Source organism: Mesorhizobium sp. WSM4807, from assembly GCF_055811615.1.
The window spans coordinates 156,450-183,348 of sequence record NZ_JBVVQY010000011.1; the positions used below are offsets into that span (position 1 = coordinate 156,450).

28 protein-coding genes are annotated in these 26,899 nt (G+C 63.1%); 18 read left to right on the forward strand and 10 right to left on the reverse strand.

The genetic code is table 11. The features are described 5' to 3' along the window. The 11 genes from AC0L3N_RS16970 to phnE (AC0L3N_RS17020) all read left to right on the forward strand — a co-directional run bounded on the left by AC0L3N_RS16970 (position 1) and on the right by phnE (AC0L3N_RS17020) (position 10,063). Complete coding sequence (locus AC0L3N_RS16970; protein ID WP_473548681.1) at positions 1-1,107, forward strand: carbon-phosphorus lyase complex subunit; 1,107 nt, start codon at positions 1-3, stop codon at positions 1,105-1,107. Further along, entirely contained in the window at positions 1,104-1,997 is an 894-nt protein-coding gene (locus AC0L3N_RS16975) for an alpha-D-ribose 1-methylphosphonate 5-phosphate C-P-lyase PhnJ (RefSeq protein WP_123151674.1), read from the forward strand. The genes AC0L3N_RS16970 and AC0L3N_RS16975 overlap by 4 nt, the downstream gene beginning before the upstream one ends. Beyond that, positions 1,994-2,770, forward strand: coding sequence for a phosphonate C-P lyase system protein PhnK (phnK, locus tag AC0L3N_RS16980; protein WP_473548682.1), 777 nt, complete (start codon positions 1,994-1,996; stop codon positions 2,768-2,770). Before AC0L3N_RS16975 ends, phnK begins: the two co-directional genes overlap by 4 nt. Positions 2,771-2,772: 2 nt before the next feature. Further along, a complete protein-coding gene (phnL, locus tag AC0L3N_RS16985; protein WP_473548683.1) occupies positions 2,773-3,480 on the forward strand; it encodes a phosphonate C-P lyase system protein PhnL in 708 nt (235 codons plus the stop codon). Then, positions 3,477-4,094, forward strand: a complete 618-nt coding sequence (locus AC0L3N_RS16990) for a DapH/DapD/GlmU-related protein (protein WP_473548684.1) — start codon at positions 3,477-3,479, stop codon at positions 4,092-4,094. The genes phnL and AC0L3N_RS16990 overlap by 4 nt, the downstream gene beginning before the upstream one ends. 126 nt (positions 4,095-4,220) lie before the next feature. Continuing rightward, on the forward strand, positions 4,221-4,613 hold the full coding sequence (locus tag AC0L3N_RS16995) for a hypothetical protein (RefSeq protein WP_165848833.1): 393 nt from the start codon (positions 4,221-4,223) through the stop codon (positions 4,611-4,613). A gap of 144 nt (positions 4,614-4,757) precedes the next feature. Further along, positions 4,758-5,435: a DUF1868 domain-containing protein gene (locus AC0L3N_RS17000; RefSeq protein ID WP_425294164.1), complete on the forward strand. Its 678-nt coding sequence runs from the start codon at positions 4,758-4,760 to the stop codon at positions 5,433-5,435. A 93-nt stretch (positions 5,436-5,528) separates the two neighbouring features. Next, complete coding sequence (phnC, locus tag AC0L3N_RS17005) at positions 5,529-6,386, forward strand: phosphonate ABC transporter ATP-binding protein (protein ID WP_473548685.1); 858 nt, start codon at positions 5,529-5,531, stop codon at positions 6,384-6,386. 162 nt (positions 6,387-6,548) lie between these two features. Continuing rightward, positions 6,549-7,457 (forward strand): phosphonate ABC transporter substrate-binding protein, encoded by a 909-nt coding sequence (phnD, locus tag AC0L3N_RS17010; RefSeq protein ID WP_123151668.1) that lies wholly within the window; start codon positions 6,549-6,551, stop codon positions 7,455-7,457. 76 nt (positions 7,458-7,533) lie between these two features. Further along, positions 7,534-8,508: a phosphonate ABC transporter, permease protein PhnE gene (phnE, locus tag AC0L3N_RS17015; protein ID WP_473548686.1), complete on the forward strand. Its 975-nt coding sequence runs from the start codon at positions 7,534-7,536 to the stop codon at positions 8,506-8,508. Between the two features lie 4 nt (positions 8,509-8,512). Continuing rightward, a complete protein-coding gene (phnE, locus tag AC0L3N_RS17020; RefSeq protein WP_473548688.1) occupies positions 8,513-10,063 on the forward strand; it encodes a phosphonate ABC transporter, permease protein PhnE in 1,551 nt (516 codons plus the stop codon). A gap of 15 nt (positions 10,064-10,078) precedes the next feature. On the opposite strand, the gene AC0L3N_RS17025 is transcribed toward phnE (AC0L3N_RS17020), so the two are convergent. The 3 genes from AC0L3N_RS17025 to AC0L3N_RS17035 all read right to left on the reverse strand — a co-directional run bounded on the left by AC0L3N_RS17025 (position 10,079) and on the right by AC0L3N_RS17035 (position 13,562). Next, complete coding sequence (locus AC0L3N_RS17025; protein WP_473548689.1) at positions 10,079-10,933, reverse strand: sugar phosphate isomerase/epimerase family protein; 855 nt, start codon at positions 10,931-10,933, stop codon at positions 10,079-10,081. Positions 10,934-11,161: 228 nt separating this feature from the next. Next, positions 11,162-12,349, reverse strand: coding sequence for a Gfo/Idh/MocA family protein (locus AC0L3N_RS17030; protein ID WP_473548690.1), 1,188 nt, complete (start codon positions 12,347-12,349; stop codon positions 11,162-11,164). A gap of 157 nt (positions 12,350-12,506) precedes the next feature. Further along, positions 12,507-13,562 (reverse strand): sugar phosphate isomerase/epimerase family protein, encoded by a 1,056-nt coding sequence (locus AC0L3N_RS17035; RefSeq protein ID WP_473548692.1) that lies wholly within the window; start codon positions 13,560-13,562, stop codon positions 12,507-12,509. 398 nt (positions 13,563-13,960) lie between these two features. Between AC0L3N_RS17035 and AC0L3N_RS17040 the strand changes: the two genes are divergently transcribed. The 4 genes from AC0L3N_RS17040 (at position 13,961) to AC0L3N_RS17055 (ending at position 17,786) form a co-directional block, all read left to right on the forward strand. Then, positions 13,961-14,848 (forward strand): sugar phosphate isomerase/epimerase family protein, encoded by an 888-nt coding sequence (locus AC0L3N_RS17040; protein ID WP_473548694.1) that lies wholly within the window; start codon positions 13,961-13,963, stop codon positions 14,846-14,848. 67 nt (positions 14,849-14,915) lie between these two features. Next, positions 14,916-16,085 carry a mandelate racemase/muconate lactonizing enzyme family protein gene (locus tag AC0L3N_RS17045; RefSeq protein ID WP_473548696.1) on the forward strand — a complete coding sequence of 390 codons (1,170 nt, stop codon included), beginning with the start codon at positions 14,916-14,918 and terminating at the stop codon, positions 16,083-16,085. 2 nt (positions 16,086-16,087) lie between these two features. Continuing rightward, positions 16,088-16,804, forward strand: a complete 717-nt coding sequence (locus AC0L3N_RS17050) for a FadR/GntR family transcriptional regulator (protein ID WP_473548697.1) — start codon at positions 16,088-16,090, stop codon at positions 16,802-16,804. Between the two features lies 1 nt (position 16,805). Continuing rightward, complete coding sequence (locus AC0L3N_RS17055; RefSeq protein WP_473548698.1) at positions 16,806-17,786, forward strand: hydroxyacid dehydrogenase; 981 nt, start codon at positions 16,806-16,808, stop codon at positions 17,784-17,786. Between the two features lie 7 nt (positions 17,787-17,793). Here the strand turns inward: AC0L3N_RS17055 and AC0L3N_RS17060 are convergent, their stop codons facing one another. Further along, the gene (locus AC0L3N_RS17060) at positions 17,794-19,089 is read right to left on the reverse strand and encodes an amidase (RefSeq protein WP_473548700.1); all 1,296 of its coding nucleotides are present in this window, start codon (positions 19,087-19,089) and stop codon (positions 17,794-17,796) included. Positions 19,090-19,210: 121 nt separating this feature from the next. Between AC0L3N_RS17060 and AC0L3N_RS17065 the strand changes: the two genes are divergently transcribed. After that, complete coding sequence (locus tag AC0L3N_RS17065; RefSeq protein WP_473548702.1) at positions 19,211-19,558, forward strand: GFA family protein; 348 nt, start codon at positions 19,211-19,213, stop codon at positions 19,556-19,558. A 37-nt stretch (positions 19,559-19,595) separates the two neighbouring features. On the opposite strand, the gene AC0L3N_RS17070 is transcribed toward AC0L3N_RS17065, so the two are convergent. Continuing rightward, on the reverse strand, positions 19,596-20,504 hold the full coding sequence (locus AC0L3N_RS17070; RefSeq protein WP_473548703.1) for an SDR family oxidoreductase: 909 nt from the start codon (positions 20,502-20,504) through the stop codon (positions 19,596-19,598). A gap of 89 nt (positions 20,505-20,593) precedes the next feature. On the opposite strand from AC0L3N_RS17070, the gene AC0L3N_RS17075 reads away from it, so the two are divergent. Further along, entirely contained in the window at positions 20,594-21,166 is a 573-nt protein-coding gene (locus tag AC0L3N_RS17075) for a TetR/AcrR family transcriptional regulator (protein WP_473548704.1), read from the forward strand. Between the two features lie 65 nt (positions 21,167-21,231). Here the strand turns inward: AC0L3N_RS17075 and AC0L3N_RS17080 are convergent, their stop codons facing one another. Then, positions 21,232-22,443: an MFS transporter gene (locus tag AC0L3N_RS17080; RefSeq protein WP_473548706.1), complete on the reverse strand. Its 1,212-nt coding sequence runs from the start codon at positions 22,441-22,443 to the stop codon at positions 21,232-21,234. Positions 22,444-22,534: 91 nt separating this feature from the next. Here AC0L3N_RS17080 and AC0L3N_RS17085 point away from each other — a divergent pair, with 91 nt between their 5' ends. Continuing rightward, positions 22,535-23,506 (forward strand): AraC family transcriptional regulator, encoded by a 972-nt coding sequence (locus AC0L3N_RS17085; RefSeq protein ID WP_473548707.1) that lies wholly within the window; start codon positions 22,535-22,537, stop codon positions 23,504-23,506. A 36-nt stretch (positions 23,507-23,542) separates the two neighbouring features. Here AC0L3N_RS17085 and AC0L3N_RS17090 read toward each other — a convergent pair whose 3' ends face one another. From AC0L3N_RS17090 to AC0L3N_RS17105, 4 genes are read right to left on the reverse strand one after another with little or no spacing between them, the layout of a single operon-like run. Next, the gene (locus tag AC0L3N_RS17090; protein WP_473548708.1) at positions 23,543-24,628 is read right to left on the reverse strand and encodes an ABC transporter ATP-binding protein; all 1,086 of its coding nucleotides are present in this window, start codon (positions 24,626-24,628) and stop codon (positions 23,543-23,545) included. Next, complete coding sequence (locus tag AC0L3N_RS17095; RefSeq protein ID WP_473548709.1) at positions 24,628-25,737, reverse strand: ABC transporter ATP-binding protein; 1,110 nt, start codon at positions 25,735-25,737, stop codon at positions 24,628-24,630. The genes AC0L3N_RS17090 and AC0L3N_RS17095 overlap by 1 nt, the downstream gene beginning before the upstream one ends. After that, the gene (locus AC0L3N_RS17100; protein ID WP_473548711.1) at positions 25,734-25,943 is read right to left on the reverse strand and encodes a hypothetical protein; all 210 of its coding nucleotides are present in this window, start codon (positions 25,941-25,943) and stop codon (positions 25,734-25,736) included. Before AC0L3N_RS17100 ends, AC0L3N_RS17095 begins: the two co-directional genes overlap by 4 nt. Continuing rightward, positions 25,940-26,899 carry a carbohydrate ABC transporter permease gene (locus AC0L3N_RS17105; RefSeq protein ID WP_292192860.1) on the reverse strand — a complete coding sequence of 320 codons (960 nt, stop codon included), beginning with the start codon at positions 26,897-26,899 and terminating at the stop codon, positions 25,940-25,942. Before AC0L3N_RS17105 ends, AC0L3N_RS17100 begins: the two co-directional genes overlap by 4 nt.

A 26,899-nucleotide genomic window follows, 5' to 3' on the forward strand; every position in this document is an offset into this window, starting at 1 on the left:
ATGTATGTCGCAGTAAAAGGCGGTGAAGCGGCCATTGCCAACGCCCACGCCCTGCTCGCCGACCGCCGCCGCGGCGACCGTTCCGTGCCGGCGCTTCGCCTCGACCAGATCGTCGAGCAGTTGGCGCTCGGCGTCGACCGGGTGATGAGCGAAGGTTCGCTCTACGACCGCGAATTGGCGGCGCTGGCCATCGTTCAGGCGCGCGGCGACATGATCGAAGCGATCTTCCTGGTTCGCGCCTATCGCACCACGCTGCCACGCTTCGGCTACACCAGGGCGATCGACACCGGCGCGATGCTGGTCGAGCGGCGCGTGTCGGCGACCTACAAGGATCTTCCCGGCGGCCAGCTTCTCGGCCCGACCTTCGACTACACCCATCGGTTGCTCGATCCCGAGCTTGGCGGCGATGTCGCCGAGCCGCTGCAGCGCGCCAGCGAGGCGGAAGCCATGCCGCGCGTCTCTGCCATCCTCGCCCGCGAAGGCCTGATCGAGCCTGATGGCGACATGCCGCAGGACCATATCCCGGGTGACATCACCCGCGAGCCGCTGGAATTCCCGATAGCGCGCGACATCCGCCTGCAGGCGCTGTCACGCGGCGATGAGGGTTTTCTCCTCGCACTCGGCTACTCCACCCAGCGCGGCTATGCCCGCAACCATCCCTTCGTCGGCGAGGTTCGCATCGGCGAGGTCGAGCTGGAACTCGACGTGCCGGAGCTGCCATTCGCTGTACCGCTCGGCTCCGTGCGTGTCACCGAGTGCCAGATGGTCAACCAGTTCAAGGGCTCGGCCAAGGCGCCGCCGCAATTCACCCGCGGCTACGGCCTCGTCTTCGGCCAGAGCGAGCGCAAGGCGATGGCCATGGCGCTCTGCGACCGCGCTCTTCGTGCAACCGAATTCGGCGAAGACGTCGTCGCCGCTGCCCAGGACGAGGAGTTCGTCATCTCGCATTGCGACAATGTCCAGGCGACCGGCTTCGTCGAGCACCTCAAGCTGCCGCACTATGTCGACTTCCAGGCCGAGCTCGACCTGGTGCGCCGCATGCGCGCCGAGCACGATGCCCGCGAAAGCGCCGGCAAAGTCGAAGAAAAAAGGGAGGCCGCGGAATGACCGCACAACCGACCGACATCGCCACCTACAACTTCGCCTATCTCGACGAGCAGACCAAGCGGATGATCCGCCGGGCGATCCTCAAGGGCATCGCCATTCCCGGCTATCAGGTGCCGTTCGCCTCACGTGAAATGCCGATGCCTTATGGCTGGGGCACCGGCGGGGTCCAGGTCACCGCTTCGATTATCGGCCCCGACGATGTGCTCAAGGTCATCGACCAGGGCGCCGACGACACCACCAATGCCGTCTCGATCCGCGCCTTCTTCAAGAAGGTCGCCAATGTCGCCGTGACCACCGAGACGGCCAAGGCGACCATTATCCAGACCCGCCACCGCATCCCCGAGCACCCGCTGACCGCAGGCCAGGTGCTGGTCTATCAGGTGCCGATTCCCGAGCCGCTGCGCTTCCTCGAGCCGCGCGAGACAGAAACGCGCAAAATGCATGCGCTGGAGGAATACGGTCTCATGCATGTAAAACTCTATGAAGACATCGCCAGGCACGGCCGCATCGCCACAACCTATGCCTACCCGGTCAAGGTCGAGGGCCGCTATGTGATGGACCCTTCGCCGACGCCGAAATTCGACAACCCAAAGATGCACCGTTCGCCCGCCCTGCAACTTTTCGGCGCCGGCCGCGAAAAGCGCATCTATGCGCTGCCGCCTTTCACCGATGTGGTCAGCCTCGACTTCGAGGACCATCCGTTCGAGGTGCAGACATTCGACCAGCCCTGCGCGCTGTGCGCGGCCGAGAACGTCTATCTCGACGAGGTCATCCTCGACGACCATGGCGGCCACATGTTCGTCTGCTCCGATACCGACCATTGCGAGAAGCGGCGCAAACAAGGCCATCGCGGCCACCTTGCGCCTGAAACGATGGAGCCGGCGCAATGACCGAGGAACCGTTGCTGCGCGTTTCCGCGCTGTCCAAGTTCTACGGCTCGCGCGTCGGTTGCGAGAACGTCACCTTTGACCTGTGGCCAGGCGAGGTGCTGGCGGTGGTCGGCGAATCCGGTTCCGGCAAGACGACGCTGCTCAACTGCCTCTCGACCAGATTGCTGCCGAGTTCTGGCACCGCCAGCTACCGTATGCGCGACGGCCAGTTCCGCGAGCTTTATCGCATGAGCGAGGCCGAGCGCCGCTTCCTGATGCGCACCGACTGGGGTTTTGTCCACCAGAACCCCGCCGACGGGCTGCGCATGACGGTTTCGGCCGGCGCCAATGTCGGCGAGCGGCTGATGGCGGTGGGTGATCGCCACTATGGGAAAATCCGCGCTACCGCCCTCGACTGGCTGTCGCGCGTCGAGATCGACGAGGACCGCATCGACGACGAACCACGCGCCTTTTCCGGCGGCATGCGCCAGCGCCTGCAGATCGCCCGCAATCTCGTCACCGGGCCGCGGCTGGTGTTCATGGACGAGCCGACCGGCGGCCTCGACGTCTCGGTGCAGGCGCGCCTGCTCGACCTGCTGCGCGGCCTGGTCACCGATCTCGGCCTGGCTGCCATCGTCGTCACCCACGACCTCGCAGTGGCGCGTCTGCTGTCGCAGCGCATCATGGTGATGAAGGACGGCCGCGTCGTCGAAAGCGGCCTCACCGACCGCGTGCTCGACGACCCGCGCGCGCCCTACACCCAGCTTCTCGTTTCCTCGATACTTCAGGTGTAACCATGGCAACCCCGCTCGTCGTCTCCGATGTCGCCAAGAGCTTCACCATGCATCTGCGCGACGGCATCAAGCTGCCTGTCGTCACCGGCGTGTCGTTCTCGATCAGGAGCGGCGAATGTGCCGTGCTCGGCGGCCCGTCCGGCGCCGGCAAGAGCTCGATCCTGAAGATGCTCTACGGCAACTACGCCGTCGACGTAGGCCAGATCATCGTCCAGCACGAGGAAGGGCTCATCGATCTCGCGACGGCCAGCCCGCGCACCGTGCTTGCCGTGCGCCGGCTCACGATCGGCTATGTCAGCCAGTTCCTGCGCACCGTGCCGCGCGTCTCGGCGCTGGATGTCGTCGCCGAACCGCTGGTCGAGCGCGGAGAGGACCGTGAGGTCGCGCGCGGCAAGGCGCGCGCCTTGCTGGCGCAACTCAACCTGCCGGAAAAGCTCTGGATGCTGCCGCCGGCGACGTTTTCCGGCGGCGAACAACAGCGCGTCAACATCGCGCGCGGCTTTATCACCGAGCACCCGATCCTGCTGCTCGACGAGCCGACCGCTTCGCTCGACGCCAGGAACCGCGACGTGGTGATTGCGCTGATCGCGGCCAAGAAGGCGGCGGGCGTCGCGCTGCTTGGCATTTTCCACGACCACGACGTGCGCGAGGCGGTGGCCGACCGCGTTATCGACGTGACCGTTTTTGCCGCCGGGAAAATCGCCGCATGACCCGAAAACTGTCGGAAACGCCGCTGGTCCACGAGACGGCGGAAGTCGAGAACTCGACGCTCGGCCGCTGGACCGAGATCGCCGAACGCTGCCGGCTTTCGGAAAGTACGCTCGGCGACTATTCCTACGTGATGCAGGACTGCGGCGTCTGGTGCGCGACGATCGGCAAATTCGCCAACATCGCCGCCAGCGTGCGCATCAACGCCACCAACCATCCGACCTGGCGGCCAACGCTGCACCATTTCACCTATCGCGCCTCTGACTATTGGGACGACGCCGAGCACGAGAGCGAATTTTTCGCCCAGCGCCGCGCCAGGCGCGTCACCATCGGCCACGACACCTGGCTTGGCCACGGCTCGACCATCCTGCCCGGCGTCAGCGTCGGCGATGGCGCAGCGGTCGGCGCCGGCGCCGTGGTGTCGAAAGACGTCGCGCCCTACACCATTGTCGGCGGCGTGCCGGCCAAACCGATCCGCGAACGCTTCGACCGCCGCACGGTGGAACGCTATCAGGCACTCGCCTGGTGGGATTGGGACCATGCCCGCCTGCGCGCCGCGCTCGACGATTTTCGCGCGCTTGCGGCGGAAGCGTTTCTGGAAAAATATGGCGGCTAACGTCCCTTGCTCAACGCTGTCGCCTTTTAATTGACGATTGCCGGGCAAAAAGTCGTAAGAAAAAACGTAAGGATTGGCATGCTCAGACGATGGGTAGGATCTTGCCTGGTTGCGCTGGTGACTCTCTTGCCTCAACAAGCGCCTGCCAACCAGGTGCCGAAGATGGATCCTCGCGGCGCGGTCCTTTGCATCTGGATGATCTATGCATCAATCCACGCGATCGGTGAAAACTGCGCTCCGAAGCAAGATCGTGATTTTCTCGACTTCCTTCAGTCAGGGATCGACCGCATGAACGCCTTCATCATCAGGAACTCGGACACCACGCAAGCTGCGCTGGACGAACGGCAGAACCAGATCCGTGCGCGCCAAGCTCAACGCGGCACCGCCTCTTGTGAGCTGGAGGGCGAGAGCATGGCACTCTACAATTCGCTCAAGTCTGTCGATCCCAGCCAGAGCACCGCCAACATGGACAAGTTGCTCGAAGTCGATCGCGAGCCCTTGTTAAACCCCTGTCTTTGAAGGTTCCTTTCTCGCCCTGCGGGCAGTTTTCATATGCCTGACACATGACTCGGACAGGAGGCGGTCTTCCCTGGAGATCGCCATGCTTCACTCCGTGAAACCGTCGCTAGCCGGATTTTTGCCGGCTCTAACCCGAACCCTCCCGTGCATCTCCGCACGCGCTACGACAGTGCTGGCAATTTCCTCATCGAGCCCGGCAACACTGTCGTCTGCCATCTCGCCAGTGGCTCACCGTCCGAAGCGGTGGTCATCGAAGTGCGTGAGCGGATGCGCGCTATGCCCGATCCCGACCGGCTGGCCTTCACCCCGATCTCCAGCCTGCACATGACGCTGTTCCAGGGCATCATCGAACATCGCCGCCGGCTTCCCTTCTGGCCGCAGTACATGCCTCTCGACACCAGCATCGAAGACATGACCCGGCTCTATCTGGAGCGTCTGAAGGGCTTCGAAGGCCATGGTGCGTTCAAAGTCAGGGTCGTCGATGTCGTGCCGACCGGCCGGACCGTCGCCGGCGCGTCGGACGAGGATGAGCGCGTCATGCGCGCCTGGCGCGATGCTCTGTCGGTGCCGTTCGGATACCGGCATTCCGACCACGACAGCTACACATTCCACATAACCTTCGCCTATCAGATCCGCCATCTCGACGACGAAAGTGCATCGCAATGGCAGGACGTGTTCGATGATTGCCTTTCGCTGCTCGCCCGTCAGGCTCCGGTGATCGAGTTGCGGGCTCCGGCATTCTGCCGTTTCAAGGACATGAAGCATTTCGAGGAGCTCTGGTCCTGGGTTGACGGCGCGTCGCCTATGGCCTGTGGGCGGTAACAAAACTGACATCAAACCGACACCGCAGTTTCATGCGGCTGCGCTAGCGAAGGTTAACGGACCTTCGAAACGCGACTGGACTGGAACTTGCCTATGTCAGCAACCTCAGCCACGCTCGAGATCCGCGGTGTCACCCGCCGGTTTGGCAGGAACACCGCCGTCAGCAATGTCGACATCTTGATCCCGCAGGGTCAGATGGTCGGCATCATCGGCCGCTCGGGCGCCGGCAAGTCGACGCTTTTGCGGATGATCAACCGCCTCATCGATCCGAGCCAGGGCTCGATTTTCTTTGACGGCGCCGAAGTCTCCAGCCTGCGCGGCTCGCTGCTCAGGCGCTGGCAGCGCGATCGCGCCATGATCTTCCAGCAATTCAACCTGGTGCCGCGTCTCGACGTGCTGACCAATGTGCTGCTCGGCCGGCTCAATCACCGCTCGACAATTGTCAATCTGCTCGGTGTCTTCTCCCGCGAGGAACGGGCCGAGGCGATCGCGGCGCTCGAGCGTCTCGACATCGCCCGCACGGCGCTGCAACCGGCCGGCACGTTGTCCGGCGGCCAGCAGCAGCGCGTTGCGATTGCCCGTGCCATGATGCAGCAGCCGAAAGTCATCCTCGCCGACGAGCCGATCGCCTCGCTCGACCCGCTCAACGCCAAGGTGGTGATGGATTCGCTGCAGGACATCAATCTGCGCGAGGGCCTCACCGTCGTCACCAATCTCCACACGGTGGATACCGCGCGCACCTATTGCAACCGCATCATCGGCATGGCCGCCGGCAAGGTGGTGTTCGACGGCCCGCCCGAAGAGCTCAACCGCGAGGCCGTGCGCATGGTCTATGGCGCCGACAGCAATGGCGGTGAAATCTCCGAGGCCATTACCTCGACCAGCGTTGCCATCAAGAAAAAAATCGCCGCATCCGCCGGGCCGCTCGAGCCGGCATTTCCCGGCTATTAGCTCCAAGATCCCGGCGAGTGGATATTTGTATACGAGTATACGAAAGCAGACGACGAAAGAGCGCCTGGACCGCCAGTCCGCATCAAGGCCGGGCGTAAAAAAGGCGCTATCAAAATTCGAACGCTTCCGGCGCGACGCCGGAATCAACAGGAGAGACGCGAAATGTTTAGAAAAATAGTTTTCGGTGCCGTTTCCATCCTCGCCATGGCGATGGGCGCGGTCCAGGCACAGGACCTGAAGGAATTCCGCGTCGGCATTCTGGGCGGCGAGAACGAAGCCGACCGCCTGCGCAACTACCAGTGCTTCGCCGACCACATCAAGGAAGTCCTCGGCGTGGAAAAAGTTTCGCTGTTCCCGGCCGCTGACTATGACGGCGTCATCCAGGGCCTGCTCGGCGGCACGCTCGACTTTGCCGAGCTCGGCGCTTCCGCCTACGCCAAGGTCTATCTCGAAAACAAGGACGCGGTTCAACCGATCCTGACGACGATCCAGACCGACGGCTCGACCGGCTACCGTGCGGTCATGGTCGCGCGCGCCGATTCCGGCATCAAGACGCTCGCCGACATGAAGGGCAAGAAACTCGGTTTCGCCGATCCCGATTCGACTTCTGGTTACCTGATCCCGGTCACGTCACTGCCCAAGGACATCGGCATGGATGTGAAGAGCTACTTCGCGTCGACCGGTTTCGGCGGCGGCCATGAACAGCTTGTCCTTGAAGTCCTGAAGGGCACGTTCGATGCCGGCACCACCTGGGCTTCGGGCGTCGGCGACTTCAACGACGGCTACAGCTCGGGCAATCTGCGCAAGATGGTCGACAAGGGTGTCCTCAAGATGGACGACCTCGTCGAATTGTGGCAGTCGCCGCTGATCCCGAACGGCCCGCTGGTATTGCGTACGTCAATCGACGCCGGCGCCAAGCAGAAGATCACCGATTTCCTGACCAAGCTTCCGGAAACCGATCCGGCCTGTTTCTCGGCGATACAAGGCGGCGACTACAAGGGCTATTCGCCGGTCACCCCGGAATTCTACCAGCCGATCATCGACGCCCGTAAGGCGAAGATCGGCTCGTAAAGCAAACTGCCACAACGCCGCCGGGGCCATGTGCCGCCGGCGGCGTTGCCGCATCAGGGGCCGAGAAAAAATAACGATGAGTGCGACCGACGTCTGCCGCGCGCCCGCGCTTTCACCGGGGGGAGCTACTGTCGAGCGGCACTGGCGCGACCTTGCCGCCCGCCGGCGCCTTTACACGATCGGCGGCCTGGTTTTCCTGTTTTTTGCACTGTCTGGCTCGCTCTGGTTCGCCAACGAAACAAATGCTGGGAAGTTCTTCCACCGCCTTCCCTACGTCGCCGACTTTTTCGCGGAGTTGAAGCCGCGCGACTGGTTCGACCCGGCGCGCGCGCTGTTCGACCTGCCGTCCCCTTATGACGATGGCAGCCTCAAGTTCGACTACCCCGAAGGCCGGGTCTACCTGACCCAAAGCATCTACATTCCGGAATATTTCCACCGGATGATCGAGACGCTGAACATCGCCCTGTTTTCGACGCTCGTAGGCTCTACATTCGGTTTCCTGCTCTGCTTCCTCGCTGCGAGCAATATCACGGCCAACCGCTGGCTCCGTTTCGCCACGCGTCGCTTCCTTGAAATCGTCCGCGCCTTTCCGGAAATTGTTATTGCCGGCTTCTTTCTCGCGATTTTCTCGCTTGGACCCATTCCGGCGATCCTCGCTGTCAGCATCCACACCGTCGGCGCGCTCGGAAAAATGTTCTTCGAAGTGGTCGAGAACGCCGACATGAAGCCTGAAGAAGGCTTGCGCGCCGTGGGCGCCAATTGGGTCGAACGGGTGTGGTTCGGCATCGTGCCCCAGGTCCTGCCCAACTTCATGAGCTATTTCCTGCTCCGCTTCGAGATCAATGTGCGCGCTTCGACCATTCTTGGCGCCGTTGGCGCCGGCGGCATCGGCGAATCCCTGCGTCTTTCGATCGGCCGGGGCCATGAGGCCAAGACCATCGCCATCGTCTTCCTGCTGTTCTGCACGATCGTCGCCGTCGACCAGCTTTCGGCATGGCTAAGACATCGACTTGTCGGCCGGCAGGCGTTCGCATACGGGCGCGGAGAGTAAGAGAATGAATGCCGACGCCATCAACGACATCGCCGCTCGCCACCCGGACGCGTTCCGGCGCTCGCTGTGGAAGCGCTACGCCGCCCCGATCGGGATTCTTCTTTGCATCCTTTACACCTTCTATTGCGCGTGGTTCTTCTCGATCGCAAGCGTTCTCGAAAAGGCGAACTGGAATCTTGCCGGCGCTTATCTCGCCGACTGGGTGTCTTACGAAATCCGGCCCGATATCGAATTCAACGACAATCATCTGACGATCGACTACTCCCGCTTTTCCAAATTGGGATCCAATCCAGAACCCGACTGGGTAACCAAGCAGATGGCGGTGATCGAGCGGCGGGTCGAGGCAGCACCGGCACCGGCGATCGCCACCAACAAGTCGTCGCAGGACTCGTTCATGGCGCCTGGTGCGCCAACTGCCGAGAACCCGGCCGCCCCGCCGGGCCAATCCGCTCCGGCTGCACCTGAAACGGTGCGCGAAAACGCCGTTGTGGCGGCGACTGTCACCCTTGGCAATGGCCGGATCGCCATCACGCCAAACCTCGTCACCGTGACGCGCGGCGCCGAAAGCGTCATCCTCGACATCGCCAAGGACAGTTCTGTCACGCCGCGCACGCCGCTGCCCGACTGGATCGAGCAACGCAGGCCAGGTTCGACAGCCTATGTCTCGTTCGGATTTCTCGGTCGCGCTGAGGTGCAAAGTGACGAAGTGGTCGCCTGGAGACGTTTCTTCGGCTGGGCCAATTTCGTGTTCGACACGAATTCGCCATTCTGGGGAAAGCCGTTCGGCGAGGTCGCTTCACTGATCGTTTCCGGGGCACGCATCGACCCGTCGCGGTCAAACGCAGCGCTCGCCTGGGACAACCTCCTCAACAACGCCGAGTGGCAGCACGGTGACGTCTGGCTGAAACTTTTGCAAACCATCGTCATGGCTTTTGTCGGCACGGTGCTGGCCTCGATCGTCGCCTTTCCGCTCGCCTTCCTGGCTGCGCGCAACGTCACGCCGAGCCGGATAGCCAACCAGCTAACAAAACGCTTCTTCGATTTCCAGCGCTCGGTCGACATGCTGATCTGGGCGCTGTTCTTCACGCGCGGCTTCGGTCCGGGGCCGCTGGCTGGCATGTCGGCAATCTTCTTCACCGACACCGGAACCCTGGGCAAACTCTATTCCGAGGCGCTGGAAAACATCGACGACAAGCAGCGCGAGGGCATCCGCTCGGTTGGCGCCACGCCGGCAATGGTGCAGCGCTACGGCGTGCTGCCCCAGGTTCTGCCGGTATTCCTCAGCCAATCCCTCTATTTCTGGGAATCGAACACCCGGTCAGCGACGATCATAGGTGCTGTCGGCGCCGGCGGCATCGGTCTGAAATTGTGGGAGGCCATGCGCACCAACACCAACTGGGCCAATGTTTTCTACATGGTTCTGCTGATTCTGCTCGTCGTCTTCATCTTCGACAACATCTCCAGCTATCTCCGCCGCAAGCTGATGGGGACCGTCGCAAACGGCAACGATGAGCGGCGCGTTTCCGCCCGTCCGGCGGCAGCTCAGATCGCCTGAGAGGAAGGCTGCGTCCTAGGCTCCGGCCCTGTTCCAGCCGCTCTTGATGTGCTTGTAGCCGTCGCGATAGACGGCTTCCGGGCTTTCCGAAAAATCGCGCCAGACCTTGGTAGCCGCCGCCAAATCTTTGAGCGAGCGGCCGAAGGCCTCGATCGTCAGCCAGTCGTCATAGCCGCTCTTGCGGATCGCCGAAAACGTCTCATGCCACGGAATGTGGCCGCGCCCCGGCACGCCGCGATCATTCTCCGAAATATGGATATGGACGACATTTTTGCGGTTGCGCGTATAGGCGCCGATCGCGTCGGTCTCTTCGATATTGGCGTGGAAAGTGTCGTACATCGCCTTGATGTGCGGCCGGTCGATCGCGTCGACATGCTCCGACAGATCGTCCATGGTGTTGAGCAGATAGCATTCGAAGCGGTTGAGCGCCTCCAACCCGATGGTGACGTTCTTCTTGCCGGCATGGTCGCCGATGGCGCGTTGCGAGCCGACCGAACGCTTTTTCTCCGCCGCTGTCGGCCCGCTGCCGGAAAAGGCGCCGAGCGTCGAATGCAGCGGGCCGCTCAGCGTTTTGGCGCCAAGCGCTTGTGCGCAGTCGATCGCCCATTTCATATAGTCGATGCCGGCCTTGCGCGTTGAGGCATCGGCCGAGATCAAATTCATCGCCGGATCGCCCATCGCTGAAACGGCGGTGCGTTCCAGCCCGATGCGGTCGAGCAGCGCGCCGAGCCTTTTGTAATCGTCCGGCGTGCCGGCAAAGATCGGTATCTCGACGCCATCGAAGCCGGTCGCCTTGATATCCCTGAGCAGCGGCTCGTGTTTCTTCGACACGGCCGTCGTCCACAAAAACATGCACATGCCGATTTTCACCGACGTCCCCTCCCCATTTGACGGCCGGCTGGCTCCTCCGCCGACTTCGCCATAAGCCCCCTCATCCGGCCGCTTCGCGGCCACCTTCTCCCCGCTGGGGAGAAGAGGCAGACGGCAGCGCCGGCGATCTCCTCTCCCCTCGGGGAGAGGTCGGATTGCCCCGAATTGCCCTTGCAATTCGGTTGGCAATCCGGGTGAGGGGGCTCCCCCGTTAACCGGGCGCAGCGATTAAAGTTTCGTCCAGGCTCCATTCTTCTTCGACGACTTCACGCAGGCTTCGATGAAGGCCATGCCCTCAACACCGTCCTGGATAGTCGGGAAGATGACATCCTTAGCCGGCTTACCGCCTTTGCGGCGTGCGGCGCGGATGGCGCGGGCCGCCTCCTGGTAGATGTTGGCGAAACCTTCGAGATAGCCTTCCGGATGGCCTGACGGAACGCGGCTGACACGCCCGGCGACGGGCAGCGCGCCGGCGCCGTTTCGGGTGATCAACTGCTTCGGCTGGCCGAACGGCGTGTACCAGAGGTAGTTCGGGTCGGCCTGCACCCATTCAAGCCCGCCCTTCGAGCCGTAGATGCGCAGCTTCAGCCCGTTCTCGTGGCCGGGCGCCACCTGGCTCGCCCACAACATGCCCTTGGCCGGGTGCGACTTGCCGACCGGCTTGAAGCGCAGCATCACATTGACATTGTCGTCGAGCTGCCGCCCCGGCACGAAGGCGTCGAGATCGGCGGAAAGCGCATCGAGCTCGAGCCCGCAGACGAAGCGCGCGAGATTATAAGCATGCGTGCCGATGTCGCCCAGCGCCCCGCCGGCGCCGGCCTGTTTGGGATCCGAGCGCCACGCTGCCTGCTTCTGGCCGGTGGCGGCAAGGTCTTCGGTCAGCCAGTCCTGCGGATATTCCGACTGCACGATGCGGATGTCGCCGAGTTGCCCATTGGCCACCATCTCGCGCGCCTGCCGCACCATCGGATAGGCGGTGTAGTTGTGGGTGAGGACGAAGACCTTGCCGGACTTTTCGACCAATGCCGCCAGCTTTCTCGCTTCCGCCAGCGTCGTCGCCAGCGGCTTGTCGCAAATGACGTGGATGCCGGCTTCGAGAAACGCCTTCGCCGCCGGCACGTGCACATTGTTGGGCGTGACGATGGCCACCGCCTCGATGCCGTCCGGCCGCTTGGCCTCGGCCTTGGCCATCTCGGCGAACGAGCCGTAGCTGCGCGCCGGATCGAGCCCGAGTTCCTCGGCCGAGGCCTTGGCACGCGCCGAGTCGGATGACAGGGCACCAGCGACCAGCACGAACTCATTGTCCATGCGCGCTGCGATCCGGTGCACGGCGCCAATGAAGGCGCCTTGCCCGCCGCCGACCATACCGTAGCGGATCGGGCCGCCTCCCGTTTCCGACTTCGATGCGCCGACCATGATTTTCTCCCTCGTGTCTGAAATACCCCTCCCCCTTGAGGGGAGGGTGGCCCGAAGGGCCGGGAGGGGTCGGTCCATGCCGAGCTCTACGCCCAGCGACCCCACCCCGATCCGCTGCGCGGATCGACCCTCCCCTCGAGGGGGAGGGAAAATCGCGCTAGATTCCCATCATGGCGCGCAGCACCTTTTTATCTGTCGCACCGCCGGCAAAATCGTCGAATGCCTTTTCCGTCACCCTGATGATGTGGTGCTGAATGAAGGGAGCGCCTTCGGCCGCGCCATCCTCGGGGTGCTTCAGGCAGCACTCCCATTCCAGAACCGCCCATGAATCGTAGTCATACTGGGCGAGCTTGGAGAAGATGCCGCCGAAATCCACCTGGCCATCGCCGAGCGAGCGGAAACGCCCGGCCCGGTTCGTCCAGCTCTGATAACCGGAATAGACGCCTTGCCGGCCGGTCGGATTGAACTCGGCATCCTTGGCGTGGAAGGCCTTGATCCGCTCGTGATAGATGTCGATGAATTCGAGATAATCGAGCTGCTGCAGCAGGAAATGCGACGGGTCGTAATTGATGTTGCAGCGCTTGTGGCCGCCGACCGCGTCGAGGAACATCTCGAAGGTCGCGCCATCGAACACGTCCTCGCCCGGATGGATCTCGTAACCAACATCGACGCCATTGTCCTCATAGACGTCGAGGATCGGCTTCCAGCGCTTTCCCAGTTCGGAAAACGCCTCCTCGATCAATCCCGCCGGCCGTTGCGGCCAAGGATAAAGGTAGGGGAAGGCCAACGCCCCGCAAAACGACACCGACGCCGTGAGCCCGAGATTTTTCGAAGCCTTGGCGCCGAACTTCATCTGTTCGACCGCCCATTCCTGCCTGGCCTTCGGATTGTTGTGCACCGCAGGCGGCGCGAAGCCGTCGAACTGCGCGTCATAGGCCGGATGCACCGCCACCAACTGTCCCTGCAGGTGCGTCGACAGTTCGGTGATCTCAACGCCCGCCTCAGTGCAGATGCCCTTCACCTCGTCGCAATAGGCCTGAGAAGACGCCGCTTTCTCGAGGTCGAACAGCCGGCTGTCCCAGGTCGGGATCTGCACGCCCTTGTAGCCCAGCCCGGCCGCCCATCTGGTGATCGACGGCAGCGAATTGAACGGTGCGGCATCGCCCGCGAACTGCGCCAGAAACAGCCCAGGACCCTTCATTGTCGACGGCATCGGCATCCTCCCTAATTTATCCACGACCAAGCATAGCGCCGATTGAAAGCAGGGCCAGCCTCTTTGGTCTTTTCTCGACAGGCGCTAGTGCGCACCGCCATTCTGGTATTACCAAATATGGTCGTTTGGTCAAGCGCCGCCGCTCGCAACCAGCGCTGCGAAAATTACCGGGCTGCGGGCAAATACGCCAGTTTAATCAAAGAAATAATCATGGGTCGGGGCTGCCTTGCAGGATTTCTTGCCGTCCAGATGAAATTGCTGTAGACCCTCTTTCACGCCCAATTGGTCGAACCAGTTACGACAAATGCTGGAGTGCCTTGGGGAGGAACCATGCAACGCAATCTGGTCGAGTGCGTCGCAGGCGAATTGTTACAGGCGAATTCTGGGAAGGACAGACCATGCATCTTTCGACGCACAACTGGATGCGGGCGGAACCGTTGGAGACAACGCTCATGCGCATCAAGAAGTTCGGCTATGAGTCGATCGAGATTTCCGGAGAGCCCGAGCAGTACAAGACCGACGAGACGCGCGCACTCCTGAATGAGCACGGCATCCGCTGCTGGGGGGCTGTGACGCTGATGCTGGGCGAGCGCAATCTCGCCGCCAAGGACCAGGGCCAGCGCGAGCGCTCCGTACAATACGTCAAGGACGTGCTGACGATGGTGAGCGAACTCGACGGCGAGATCATCACGCTCGTTCCCGCGACCGTCGGCAAGGTGGTGCCGGACGGCACCGAGGAAGAGGAATGGAAATGGGTGGTCGACGCCACCAGGGAATGCTTTACCCATGCCAAGAAGGTCGGCGTCAAGATCGCGGTAGAGCCGCTCAACCGCTTCGAGACCTATCTGTTCAACCGCGGCGCCCAGGCACTGGCGCTGGCCGATGCGGTCAGCCCCGAATGCGGTGTCTGCCTTGACGCCTATCACCTCCATATGGAGGAGTTTAACGTCTACGATGCCATCCGGCAGGTCGGAAAGCGCCTGTTCGATTTCCACGTCGCTGACAACAACCGCTTCGCCGCCGGTCTCGGACAGATCGACTGGCCAAAGATCGTTGGCACCCTGAAGGAAGTCGGCTACGACGGCGCGCTGACCAACGAGTTCGTCGCCCCTGTCGACCGCACGCCGGCTGCTCCCTATCCCGACATGGTCGAACGCAACCCGGTCGACATCTCGCCGGAGCAGCTCAAATTCATCCAGGACCACGGTTCCAGCGTGCTCACGGAAAAGTTCTACACTGACCAGATGCGCATCACCGCCGAAACGCTGCTGCCGCTGATCAAGTAGTCGATCTCTGGAAACGAGCCTTTCCGCCCGACGGCGGCCCCTAACGGCGGCAAGGCAGAGGATGAACATGCGCATCAAGACGGTCCAAGCCTGGTGGGTCCGCATACCGATCGAAGCGGCACGGCAGCACCGCAGCGACTTCGGTCAGGTGACGACGTTCGACGCCGCCATCCTGCGCATCGAGACTGACGATGGGTTGGTCGGCTGGGGCGAAGGCAAGAATGCCGCCGGCAGCACCGGCAGCTATGGCGCCCTCGTCCACATGCTGAACCATGAGGTCGGCCCGCAGCTGATCGGCTGCGATCCGGCCGACCTCGGGGTGATCTGGGAGATGCTTTACAATGGCGTGCGCCACGACAGCGCCGCGCAAAACGGCCACGCCATGCCGCAACTGGCGCGGCGCGGCATCAGCGTCGCCGCAATCAGCGCCGTCGACATCGCATTGTGGGATATTCTGGGCAAGTCGCTGGGGGTTCCGGTCTGGCGGCTGCTCGGCGGCCGCAAGCTCGATCGCATGCCGGCCTACGCTTCCGGTGGCTGGGCCCCCACCGAAGCGATCGGCGACCAGTTGAAATCCTATATCGCCAAGGGTGGCTTCAAGGCGCTGAAGATGCGGATCGGCGCGATGGACGGCACCCCGCACAATTCCGCCGCCCGCGTCCGCGCCGCAAGACAGGCGCTCGGCCCCGAAGTCGACCTGATGGTCGATGCGCACGGCACCTATACGGTGGCTGAAGCCAAGCGCTTCATCCATCTCGCCGGCGATCTCGATCTGGCCTGGTTCGAGGAGCCGGTCATCGCCGACGACAAGCCCGGCATGGCCGAAGTGCGGGCGTCCGGCTCCATCCCGATCGCCACCGGTGAGAGCGAGGCGACGCGCTATGCCTTCCGCGACCTCGCCACGCTCAAGGCGGCCGACATCTTCCAGCCGGACCCGGCCTTCTGCGGCGGCATCAGCGAGGCGATGAAGATCAGCACCATCGCCAGCGCCTTCAATCTGCGCTTCGCGCCGCATCTGTGGGCCGGCGCCCCTTGCTTCTTTGCCGGGCTGCATGTCTGCGCTGCTTCGCCGGCTAGCTTTACCGTCGAATATTCGCTTGGCGCCAACCCGATGATCCACGATCTGATCGAGGAGACTGTCGAAGCAAAGGACGGTATGATAGCGATCCCCGAGAAGCCCGGACTGGGATTCACCCTTTCGGAACGGTTCCTGGAGGCGCACGCGCTACGCGGCTGATCATGAAAGAAAAGAACCTTCTCGCGGAACTCGCCGCCTATCTGTTCTCCCACTCCGACAAGGCGACGGGCCGAACGCCGTCTGAGCGTGAACTGGCCGAGCATTTCACCGTCAGCCGCGGTCAGATCCGTGAGGCGCTGGCCATCCTCGAAGCCATGCGGATCGTCGAGCGCCGGGCCAAGTCCGGCATCTACATCGACACCAAGCAGGCCAGCGTCGAAGCGATGGCACTTTTTGCCAGGGCCGGTCTGCCGCTCGATCCGATCCAGATCTACGAGACGGTCGAGTTGCGCAAGATCCATGAGATCAAGGCCGCCGAGCTTGCCTGCTCGCGCGCCACCGAGGAAAATTTCGAGCGGCTGCGCGAAATCCTGAAGGCTTCGGAAGAGCGCATCGCGGCGGGCGAGGGTCTCGCCAAGGAGGATCGCGAATTTCACCTTGAGATCGTGCGGGCAACCAAGAACAGCGTCTTTCACAACATATGCAGCGTCTATTACATGATGGGCGAGCAACGCCTGCCGATTTATTTCAACGATCCCGAACGCAGCGTGCGCTCGCATGCCGAGCACATCCAGATCTACGAGGCGCTGCTGCGCCGCGACGGCAACCTCGCCCAGGCGCTGATGAGCGCCCATCTGCAAGGTGCGGAAAGCTACTGGAAAGGCCTGATCGAGGGTGGTGGGGCAGAACCTCACAGTCCAGCGCTCGAACAGGTCTGACATGCCTAAAATCCTGACGACACACACGCTTCACCCGCGCGCCTCGGCCATGCTGACTGGGGCCGGTGAACTCGTCGTCGCCTCCGCCCTCGATGCCGACACGCTGGCGACTGAGGCTGGGAATGCCGACATCATCATCGTTCGCGCCCCGCTGCCGTCGGCGCTTTTCGAAGGTGCTACGAAGCTCCGGGCCGCAATCCGCCACGGCGCCGGGCTCGACATGGTCCCCATGGAAGCGGCCACTGCAGCCGGCGTCCTGGTCGCAAACGTGCCGGCGGTCAATGCACGGTCGGTCGCCGAATACGTGATGTTTGCAGCCCTGGCGCTGCTTCGGCGTTTCCGCATGGTGGATCGCGACTTGCGGGCGAAGGGCTGGCTGGCCGGCCGCGACCACACCATTCTCGCCAGCGAGCTCGCCGGCAAGACGATCGGCATTGTCGGCTTTGGCGCCATCGGACAGGCAGTCGGCCACATTGCGGCGCATGGTTTCGACCTGAACGTGGTGGCGACGACGCGCAGCATGAGGCCGGCGCTGGACAGGGTCGGCTTCCTGTCGATCGACGCACTGGTCGAGCAGAGCGACATCATCGTTCTGTGCTGCCCGCTGACACCGGAGACACGCGGCCTGATCAACCGCGAGCGCATCGGCCGAATGAAGCCGCATGCGCTGCTGATCAATATTTCGCGCGGGCCGGTGATCGACGACGAGGCGCTGATCGAAGCGCTGCAAAAGGACCGTATCGGCGGTGCCGCGCTCGATGTCTTTGCGACGCAGCCGCTGCCGCCAAATCACCCCTATTTCGGCTTCGACAATGTCATCGTCACGCCGCACATGGCCGGCATCACCGAGCAGTCTATGATGCGCATGGGCGTCGGTTCAGCTGATGAAACCTTGCTGGTGCTGGCCAACAAATTGCCGGTCAATCTGCGCAATCCCGAAGTGGTCGAGCACTACCGGCGGCGGTTTCCGGCCGACGCCTGACGGCGCCTCAACGGCCAAGCAGTGCCTCGACTTCCGCCGCGATGCGCAGCAGACGGTGGTCGTCGCCGTGGCGCGCCACCAGCATCAGCCCGGCCGGGCGCGCCATTCCCGGCATCGGCAGCGAGATCGCGCAGAGGTCGAACTGGTTGGCGACCTGCGTGTTGCGCAGCAGAAGGCCTTCCGTACGCTCACATAGAACTTCGTCGCTGGTCATCGACACGATGGTCGGCGCGGTGACCGGTGTGGTCGGCAGGGCCAGCACATCGACCGACGCCAACCGCTCGTCCATGGCGGCGACAAGCGCCGCGCGGCGGCGGATTGCCCTTATATAGGCCGTGGCCGGCACGGCGGCGGCGCGCGACAACGGCTCGCTCACCCGCGGATCGACCGGCGTCGTCGCACCTGTCGCCAGCCAATCTGCATGGACCTCGGCACCCTCCATTGCCGCGATCGAAGCCCGCCTGGTTGCCGCGCGCAAATCGGCAAGGAGGTCATCGATGGACAGATCAGCGAGGCGTGCACCCGAAAGCTCTATCTTGCGGACACATCGGTCGAACGCCGCCGCGACCTCTTCTTCCGTATCCTCGAAGAGCACGCCGCGTGGAACGCCGATGCGCAGCCCGGCAAGTGGAAGAGGAACAAGCGCCACAGGCTCCTCACCCGCCATCACCGCGTCGGCGGCGGCACATTCGGCGACGGTGCGGGCGAGCGGGCCGATGGAATCCAGCGTGGCCGACAGCGGGAAAACGCCACCGCGCGGCACCCGGCGCGCCGTCGGCTTCAAGCCGACGACACCGTTCAGCGATGCCGGAATGCGCACCGAACCGCCGGTGTCGGAACCGATCGAGATCTCGCTCGTGCCTTCGGCAACGGAAACACCGGCGCCGGAGGATGATCCGCCCGCAATCCGGCTGGCGTCGGTCGCATTGCCGGGCGTGCCGTAATGCGGATTGACGCCGATCGCGGTGAAGGCGAATTCGGTCATGTTGGTCTTGCCGAAGATGACGGCGCCCGCCTGGCGCAATCGTTGCACGATGACGCCATCTCGCAGCGCCGGCGCCGCGGTGCTGAGCAGCAACGAACCGGCTGTGGTCGGCTCGCCGGCGACGTCGAACAGATCCTTGATCGATATGATCGCTCCATCGAGCGGTCCAAGCGTCACGCCTGCCTTGCGCCGCGCATCGGCGGCGTCCGCCGCTGCCCGTGCGGCTTCCGGATAGAGTTTTACGAATACGCTTTCGTTGTCCGCGCGGACGGCGAGACGCGAAAGTACGACTTCGAGGCGGTCGCGGACGGATTGCATTTTCGGTGTCGGACTCCGGACGCCGGCTGCGTCTTACAGGTAACGACTGGTGCGTGGCCTGCGGAGACATAACCCGGCATAAGCACATTTGCACCCCTGTCGAACGGAAGGAGGAGACCTGATGCTCTACAAAGGCAGCTGCCACTGCGGCAAGATCGCCTTCGAGGTCGAAGGCGATCTGACCGGAGCCGTGCGATGCAATTGCTCGATCTGCTCACGCAAGGGCGCGCTGCTGTGGGCCGTGCCGCACGAGGCATTGCGGGTGCTTGCCTGGGGCGACGATCTTGGCAAATACACCTTCGGCAATCATGTCATCGCCCACCGGTTCTGCCGGACCTGCGGCATCCATCCCTTCGCCGAGGACGTCAGCGAAGGGAGCGAACGAAGCGCCTACGTCAACATCCATTGCATCGACGGATTGGACCTTGCCGCTGTGCCGGTTCTCGACTTCGACGGCCGCGCGGCCTGAAACCGAAACCATTGCCGGCTCCCAGCGTTCGAGCGGCCTAACGGTACCCCGTCACATCGGCTGGTTTGCCGGCGTCCTGAACCTCGGGAACGTAGCGCCACGCGTCGGGCCGCGAGCCGTCGAGATCGGTAAAACCGTAGACCTGCGCCAACCCGCCACTCGACAGCGACTGTCCGTTCCAGCGCGAACGATCCGGGTCCGCCGCAAGCGCCGCCACCGCGCGCCCGACGAAGCGCGGCGTCTCCGAGATGACAAAATGCGGCACTTTCGCTGTAGCATCATGCCAGTTGTCCTCCGTGACGCCGAACGCCTCGAGCATCATTTCCGAACGCAACCAGCCGGGTGTCAGCGAAATCGAGGTGGCACCGTGCGGGGCAAGGTCCTGGGCATGGGCCCAGGCCATGCGGGTCACCGACACTTTGGCGAGGTCGTAGAACGGGGAAAGCCGATAGTGGTCTGCATTATACTCGGCTGTGCCGTCGGTGACTTCGACAAGCAGCCCGCCCGGGCGCTCAATCAGAAGCGGCAGCGCGTAATGCGCGGTGATCAGATGCGTGTCGATGCCCAGCCGCAACATGCGCAAACCATTCGTGAGATCATGCTCCCAAACCGGCTTGTTCCATTCGAACAGTTTCTCCCCGCCCCAGATGTCGTTGACCAGCACATCGAGGCGGCCCTGCTCGGTCCGTATCCGGTCGACCAGCTTGCGCACGTCTTCCACAACCAGATGATCGACTTGCACAGCGATGCCATGGCCGCCTTGCGCTGAAACAAGCTCCGCCGTTTCCTCGATGGTTTCGGGGCGGGCGTATTCGGACTGATGCATGCGTGTGGTCCGCCCGGTGACATAAACCGTCGCGCCCGCGGCGCCCAGTTCGACCGCAATACCTCTCCCCGCACCGCGCGTTGCACCCGCGACCAAGGCGACTTTTCCCTCAAGCGTCATTGAACTCCCCAGACTCTGACCAACCAAACGCTAGCTTTCTTCAATGCCATAATATATAAATGATCATTCGGTTATAAATGGATGTCAAGATGCCTCGGCAAAAAACGCAATCCGACGAGCACGTGCTGGAAGCGGCGCACCGGCTGATCCACGAGCATGGCCCGGAGAGCCTCACATTCGAACGGCTGTCCAGGGCTTGCGGACTTTCCGGCTCGACACTGGTGCAGCGTTTCAAGAACAAGGCTACGCTCAGGCAAAGAGCCTTGCTGCAGGCATGGGATAGGCTGGATGAGAAGACGATAAAGCTCGCCGGTGCGATACAGAGAACCCCTGCTGGCGCGATCGGGTTGTTGGTGGCGCTATCGCGTGACTATGGCGGCATCGAATCCTATGCCGAGGGCCTGCTCGTCCTGCGTGAAGATCTGCGCGATCCGGTGCTTCGCGCGCGCGGAGCATCGTGGAAGGCATCCTTGTGCAACATCCTCGACTCTTGCTTTGCTTCGGTGGCCAACACGCCGTTGGATATCGGCCTGCTGATGGCATCGCACTGGCAAGGTTCGCTGCTTTGGTGGAGTTTCGACCCGAAAGTCGAAGTTGCATCCTACGTCGAAGACAGTCTGGGCCGTTTCGTCGCCGCAATCGCCACGGCCCGAAAACCATAACCGATTTTCGGGCCATTTTCTTGGAGGCAAGAGGCGCCCTACGTTGGACGGACGTGCGGAATGGCTTAGGTCGCGCTTCTCGGGCCAAGCAGGAACGCCGCCAAGGCCGCCAGCAACGTCGCGATCCCGCAATAGGCGAAAGCGCTGGCAACGCCGGCATTGTCGACAAGCAGGCCGCCGAAAACGGCGCCCAGTGCGATGGCCACCTGGAATGTGGCGACCATCAGCCCGCCGGCGCTTTCTGCCTGGTCGGGAGCGGCTCGCACCAGCCAGGTTTGCAGCCCGACCGGCACCGCGCCGAAAGCAAAGCCCCAGGCGGCCACCGCCATCGCAGCCACCGCGGGCGAGGCGCCGATGGTCAGCAGCAGAAGTGCTGCCACAGCAATCAGCAGAGGCGCCAGGCCGACGGCGGTCTTGAGGCTGCGTTCGGCCATGAACCCGCCGGCAAAATTGCCGAAGAAGCCACCGATGCCGTAGGCGAGTAGCACAAGCGAGATCGTCTCGATGTCCAGCGCGGGCACCTTCTCAAGAAACGGGCGGACATAGGTGAAGCCGGCAAAGTGTCCCGAGGCGACCAGCAGGACCACCAGAAGCGCAACCCTGATCATCGGCCGCTTTATTACCTCCAGCAAGGTCCGAAAGCTTGCCACGCCCGCCGGCGGCAGCTTCGGAAGGGTGGCGATCTGCACGAGCAGCGCCAGGGCGCCGACAACAGCTGCGATCATGAAGGCCGTTCGCCATCCCCAGATGTCGCCGACATAGGCACCGACCGGGGCCGCACAGACGGTCGCCACCGAAACGCCGGTGAGAATGATCGACATGGCGCGCGGCATCAGCCGCATCGGGACAAGCCGCATCGCCATGGCCGCCGACATCGACCAGAAGCCGCCGAGGCTGATCCCGAGCATGATGCGGGCGATCAGAAGGACGGGAAGCGACGACGCAAACGCCGCCAACAGGTTCGACAGGATCAGCAGCACCGTCAGCGCCCACATCACCAGCCTGCGGTCCAGCCGTCTGGTGACGATGGCCATGGTCGGAGCGGCTATCGCGCCGACAACGGCGGTTGCCGTCACCGCTTGGCCGGCAGTGCCTTCGGTTACACCGAGATCCTGCGCCAGCGGCGTCAGCAGGCTGGCAGGCAGGAATTCTGCGGTCACCAGCCCAAACACACCGAGCGCGAGCGACACGACCGCCCCCCACGCCGGCTCGGCTCGTTCGTCGGTTTCCGCGGGATCGAGAACGGCGTCGATGACGCCTGTCGCGGGTTCGGTCATGATGGATCTCCGATCTGGTTGCAGCGCAACATTTGGCTGCAGTGCAACATAGGGAGTGACCGTCTGGAGTTTCCATGCTAGAAACACCATCATGCTTAACCATTCGTCCAAAGTTCCGGTTACCGGCGATCCGCTGACAGACATATTGCGCGGGTTACGGCTCGACGGCGTCGAATACGGCCGCTGCGAAATGCAGGAGCCCTGGGGCCTCCAGTTCCCGGCCCAGACGGCGGCGCGCTTTCACTTCATCGGCCGCACAGGATGCTGGCTGCTGCAGCCCTCTGGCGAATGGGTGGAGCTCAAGGCGGGCGACGCGGTGCTGCTGCCGCGCGGTGCCGCACACGTCCTGGCGAGCGAGCCGGGCACTGAGGCTTCGCCGATCCAGGGCTATGAGGTCGCAGAGGTCTGCAAGGGCGTTTACTGCCTGTCCAACGAAGGCTGCCGGCCGGGGACGCTGCTGTTTTTCGGCAGCATGTATTTCAATCTCGACGGTTTGCACCCATTGCTCGGCATGATGCCGGATGTCATGCGCGCGCACGAACTGGAAGCCTATGAACCGGCCATCCCGCATTTATTGGAGGCAATGGCACGCGAGGTGACGATGGAGCGTGTCGGCTCCGGCGGCATTCTGGCCCGGCTCGCCGATGTGCTGGCGGCCACCGTGATCCGGTCATGGGTTGAGCGCGGCTGCGGCGACTCGTCCGGATGGATTGCCGCGGTGAGAGACCGCGAGATCGGGCGCGTGCTGGCCGCGATCCACCTCGAACCGGACCGCGATTGGACCGTGGAAACGCTCGCCAGGATGATGGGCGCCTCGCGATCGGGTTTCGCCGAGCGCTTCGCAACGATCGTCGGCGAAACCCCGGCGAGATATGTCACCCAGGTGAGAATGCACCAGGCACGGCAATGGCTGGTCCGCGACCGGCTGAAGATTTCCGTCGTCGCCGCACGCCTCGGCTATGAATCCGACGCGTCCTTCAGTCGGGCGTTCAAGCGCGTCATCGGATCGGCTCCCAGCCATTTCCGGGCCGAGGAACAGGCTGAGACCCGTCAAGCCGGCTAAGCCTGGCCAAAGGCTCCTCCCGCCCAACGGGTGCGCTTAGCCCGCGTGGCGGAGACTAATCCCGCTACCCTTGTCGAACAACACCACCTTGTCCGGATCCCAGGCAAAGCGCACCGGCTGCTCGATCTCGACATCGGTTCTGGCCGGCACCGTGGCCCGCAGCATGGCGTCGCCGACCCGCAGCGTCAGGATCTTTTCGACTCCATGGTTCTCGACATCGTGGACGCGCGCTTCCACCGGCGCCCCGCTCTCGAGATAGACATCCTCGGGACGAATACCGAAGACGAGCGGGCGACCGTCGGTCGCAGCGCTCGTCTTGGCCCCCCCCGCAAAAGGCAGTTCGAAGTTCAGCGGCGTCATCACCGCGCGGCCGTTAACCAGCTTGCCGTCGATGAGGTTCATCGGCGGCGAGCCGACGAAGCTCGCCACGTAGGTGTCGCGCGGATTGTTATAGATCTCATACGGCGTGCCGGTCTGGACGATGCGGCCATGGTTGAGCACGCCAACCTTGTCGCCCATCGACATCGCCTCGATCTGGTCGTGCGTGACGAACAGGAAGGTCTGACCAAGGTTCATTTGGATGTTCTTCAACTCGGTGCGCAGCGCCTCGCGCAGCTTGGCATCGAGCGCCGACAGCGGCTCATCCATCAGGAATACGCGGGGCTTCCTGACGATGGCGCGACCAATCGAGACGCGCTGCATCTCGCCGCCAGAGAGGCGATCCGTCTTGCGGTCGAGCAGATGCTCGATACGCAAGGTCCTGGCAACGCGATCGACGCGCGTCTTGATCTCGTCGGGCTCGATGCGGCGGATTTTTGGCTTCAGCGGAAATTCGAGGTTTTCGCGCACCGTGTAGCGCGGATAAAGCGAGTATTGCTGCAGAACCAGTGCCACGTCGCGCTCGGCCGCACCCCAGTCAGCGACATCAGCGCCGTCGATGAATATCTGACCCTCGTCCGGCTTTTCCAGGCCGGCGATCATGCGCAGCGTCGTCGTCTTGCCGGCGCCGGTCTCGCCGAGCAGCACGAAGAACTCGCCGTCGGCAATGTCGAGATTGAGCCCGGTCAATGCGGTGTGATTGCCGAATGTCTTCGAGATATTCTTGAGCTGGATATGGGCCATCAGAGTCTCACCCCCAGCGAATTGCCGCTTGTCATGTCGAAGAAGTGCGCCTGCGCCGGGTCGAGCTTGGCGAAGACCTGAACCCCCGGCTTACCGACGAAACCGGAACGGGTGCGGGCGCGCAGCATCTGTGCCCCGACCTTAAGGTCGACGATGTCGTAGGAGCCAAGCGGTTCGATGATGTGCGCCTCGACCGGCAGATAACCGTCCGCCGGCTCGCGCGAGACCATCACTCCTTCGGGGCGGATGCCGAGTGCAAGGCGGTCCTGCCCGACGTTCGCGGCGTCGAGCTGGCCGACCAGTTCGGCGGGGAAAAGGAACCCTTCCGCGGCCCCGTCGAGGGTGACCCTAGCGCCGGAGCCGTTCATCGTCACCGCCGCGTTGGCGACGTTCATCACAGGCGAGCCAACGAATTGCGCGACGAACAGATTGGCCGGGTGCGTATACACTTCCGATGGGCTGCCTACCTGTTGCAGAACGCCCTCATGCATGATGACGATGCGGTCGGCAAGACTCATCGCCTCGATCTGGTCATGGGTGACATAGATGGTGGTCGAGCCCTGCTTGATGTGCAGCCGTTTGATCTCCGCACGCATCTCCTCGCGCAGCTTGGCGTCGAGCGCGCCGATCGGCTCGTCCATCAGCATCGCCTTCGGCCGCCGCACCAGCGCCCTGCCGATTGCCACGCGCTGCATGTCGCCACCCGACAGCGCCGACGGCTTCTTGCCGAGCAGGTCGGTGATCTGCAGCACTTTGGCAACCGAGCGAACCTCGCCGTCGGTCTCCGCCTTGCTCTTGCGCATGGCGCGCAACGGAAAAGCGATGTTCTCGTAGACGCTCATATGGGGATAGAGCGAGAACGATTGGAAGACCATGGCGATGTCGCGGTCGGCAGCCTTGAGGTGCTGGACCGGCTTGCCGTCGATGAGGACATCGCCGCCGTCGATCGTCTCCAGCCCAGCGATTGCGCGAAGCGTTGTCGTCTTGCCGCAGCCCGACTGGCCGAGCAGCACGATGAACTCATTGTCGTCGATCTTGAGATTGAGGTCCTTGATGACCTGAACGGCGCCAAAGAATTTCTGGACGCCACGAAGCTCGATCTGGGTCATGGGTGACCTTCTTTTTCCGGCCTGCCGGTCGCCTGCGGCTTCTGCGTCGGACCGACCCAGCCGGTGATCATGAACGTCAGCAGCCCGACGATGATGATCGTCAGCCCATAGCGGTGCAGGAAGAGATTCCACGGCTGGCAGAGCGCGATGATGCCGAGCACCATCACGATCTCGGCCGTGCGCTGGATTGTAGCATGGCGGATCATTTACGGATCGCTCCGAAGGACATGCCGCGCAGGAGGTGGTTGCGCAACAGGAAGGTGAAGATGGCGACCGGCAGCAGGAACAGGAAGGTGCCGGCCGCGATGACCGTCCAGTCGGGCAACCCGGAACCGACCTGGCTTGGAATGAACGGCGGCGCGGTCTGGGCGCGGCGGTTGGTCATGATCAGCGCGAAGGCATATTCGTTCCACGCGGTGATGAAGCAGAACACGGCGGTGGCGGCGATGCCGGTAGCCGCCTCCGGCAGCACGATCTTGAAGAAGGCCTCCATGCGCGTATAGCCGTCGACGAGCGCCGCCTCCTCGTACTCCTTCGGAATTTCGTCCATGAACCCCTTCATCAGCCATACAGAGAAGCTGAGGTTGAAGGCGGTGTAGAGGATGATCAGGCCCCAATGCGTATCGTTGAGGCCGACCGCCCGGTACATCAGGAACATCGGGATCGCCACCACCACCGGCGGCAGCATTCGCGTCGACAGGATGAAGAAGAGCAGGTCCTGTTCCCCCTTTATCTTGAAGCGCGAGAACCCGTAAGCCGTGAAAGTGCCCATGCCGACGGCGAGGATCGTTGAGGTGATGGCCACGATCAACGAATTCATGAAGCGGCTCGGATAACCGGACCACTGCACCTCGCCCCTGCCCGAGCGCACCACCTTCTCGCCGCCGTCAAACACCAGCCGCTCCCACCACGGGGCGGCGGCATATTGTTCCGGCGTCGGCGCTGTGCGCAGTTGCGAGCGCTTGGTGAACAGCTTGACGAAGGGCGATATCTCCGGCTGGAAGACCACCGTCGGCGGGATGGTGGTAGCGAGATTGCGCGGCTTGAACGCCGTCGAGGCTATCCAGTAGATCGGCGCCAGGAAGATCATCGTGACGATCAGCACGCCGACGATGGCGAGCTTGTTGAGCGAACGCTCGGCAGAGGTGGTGACAGCGGCCAT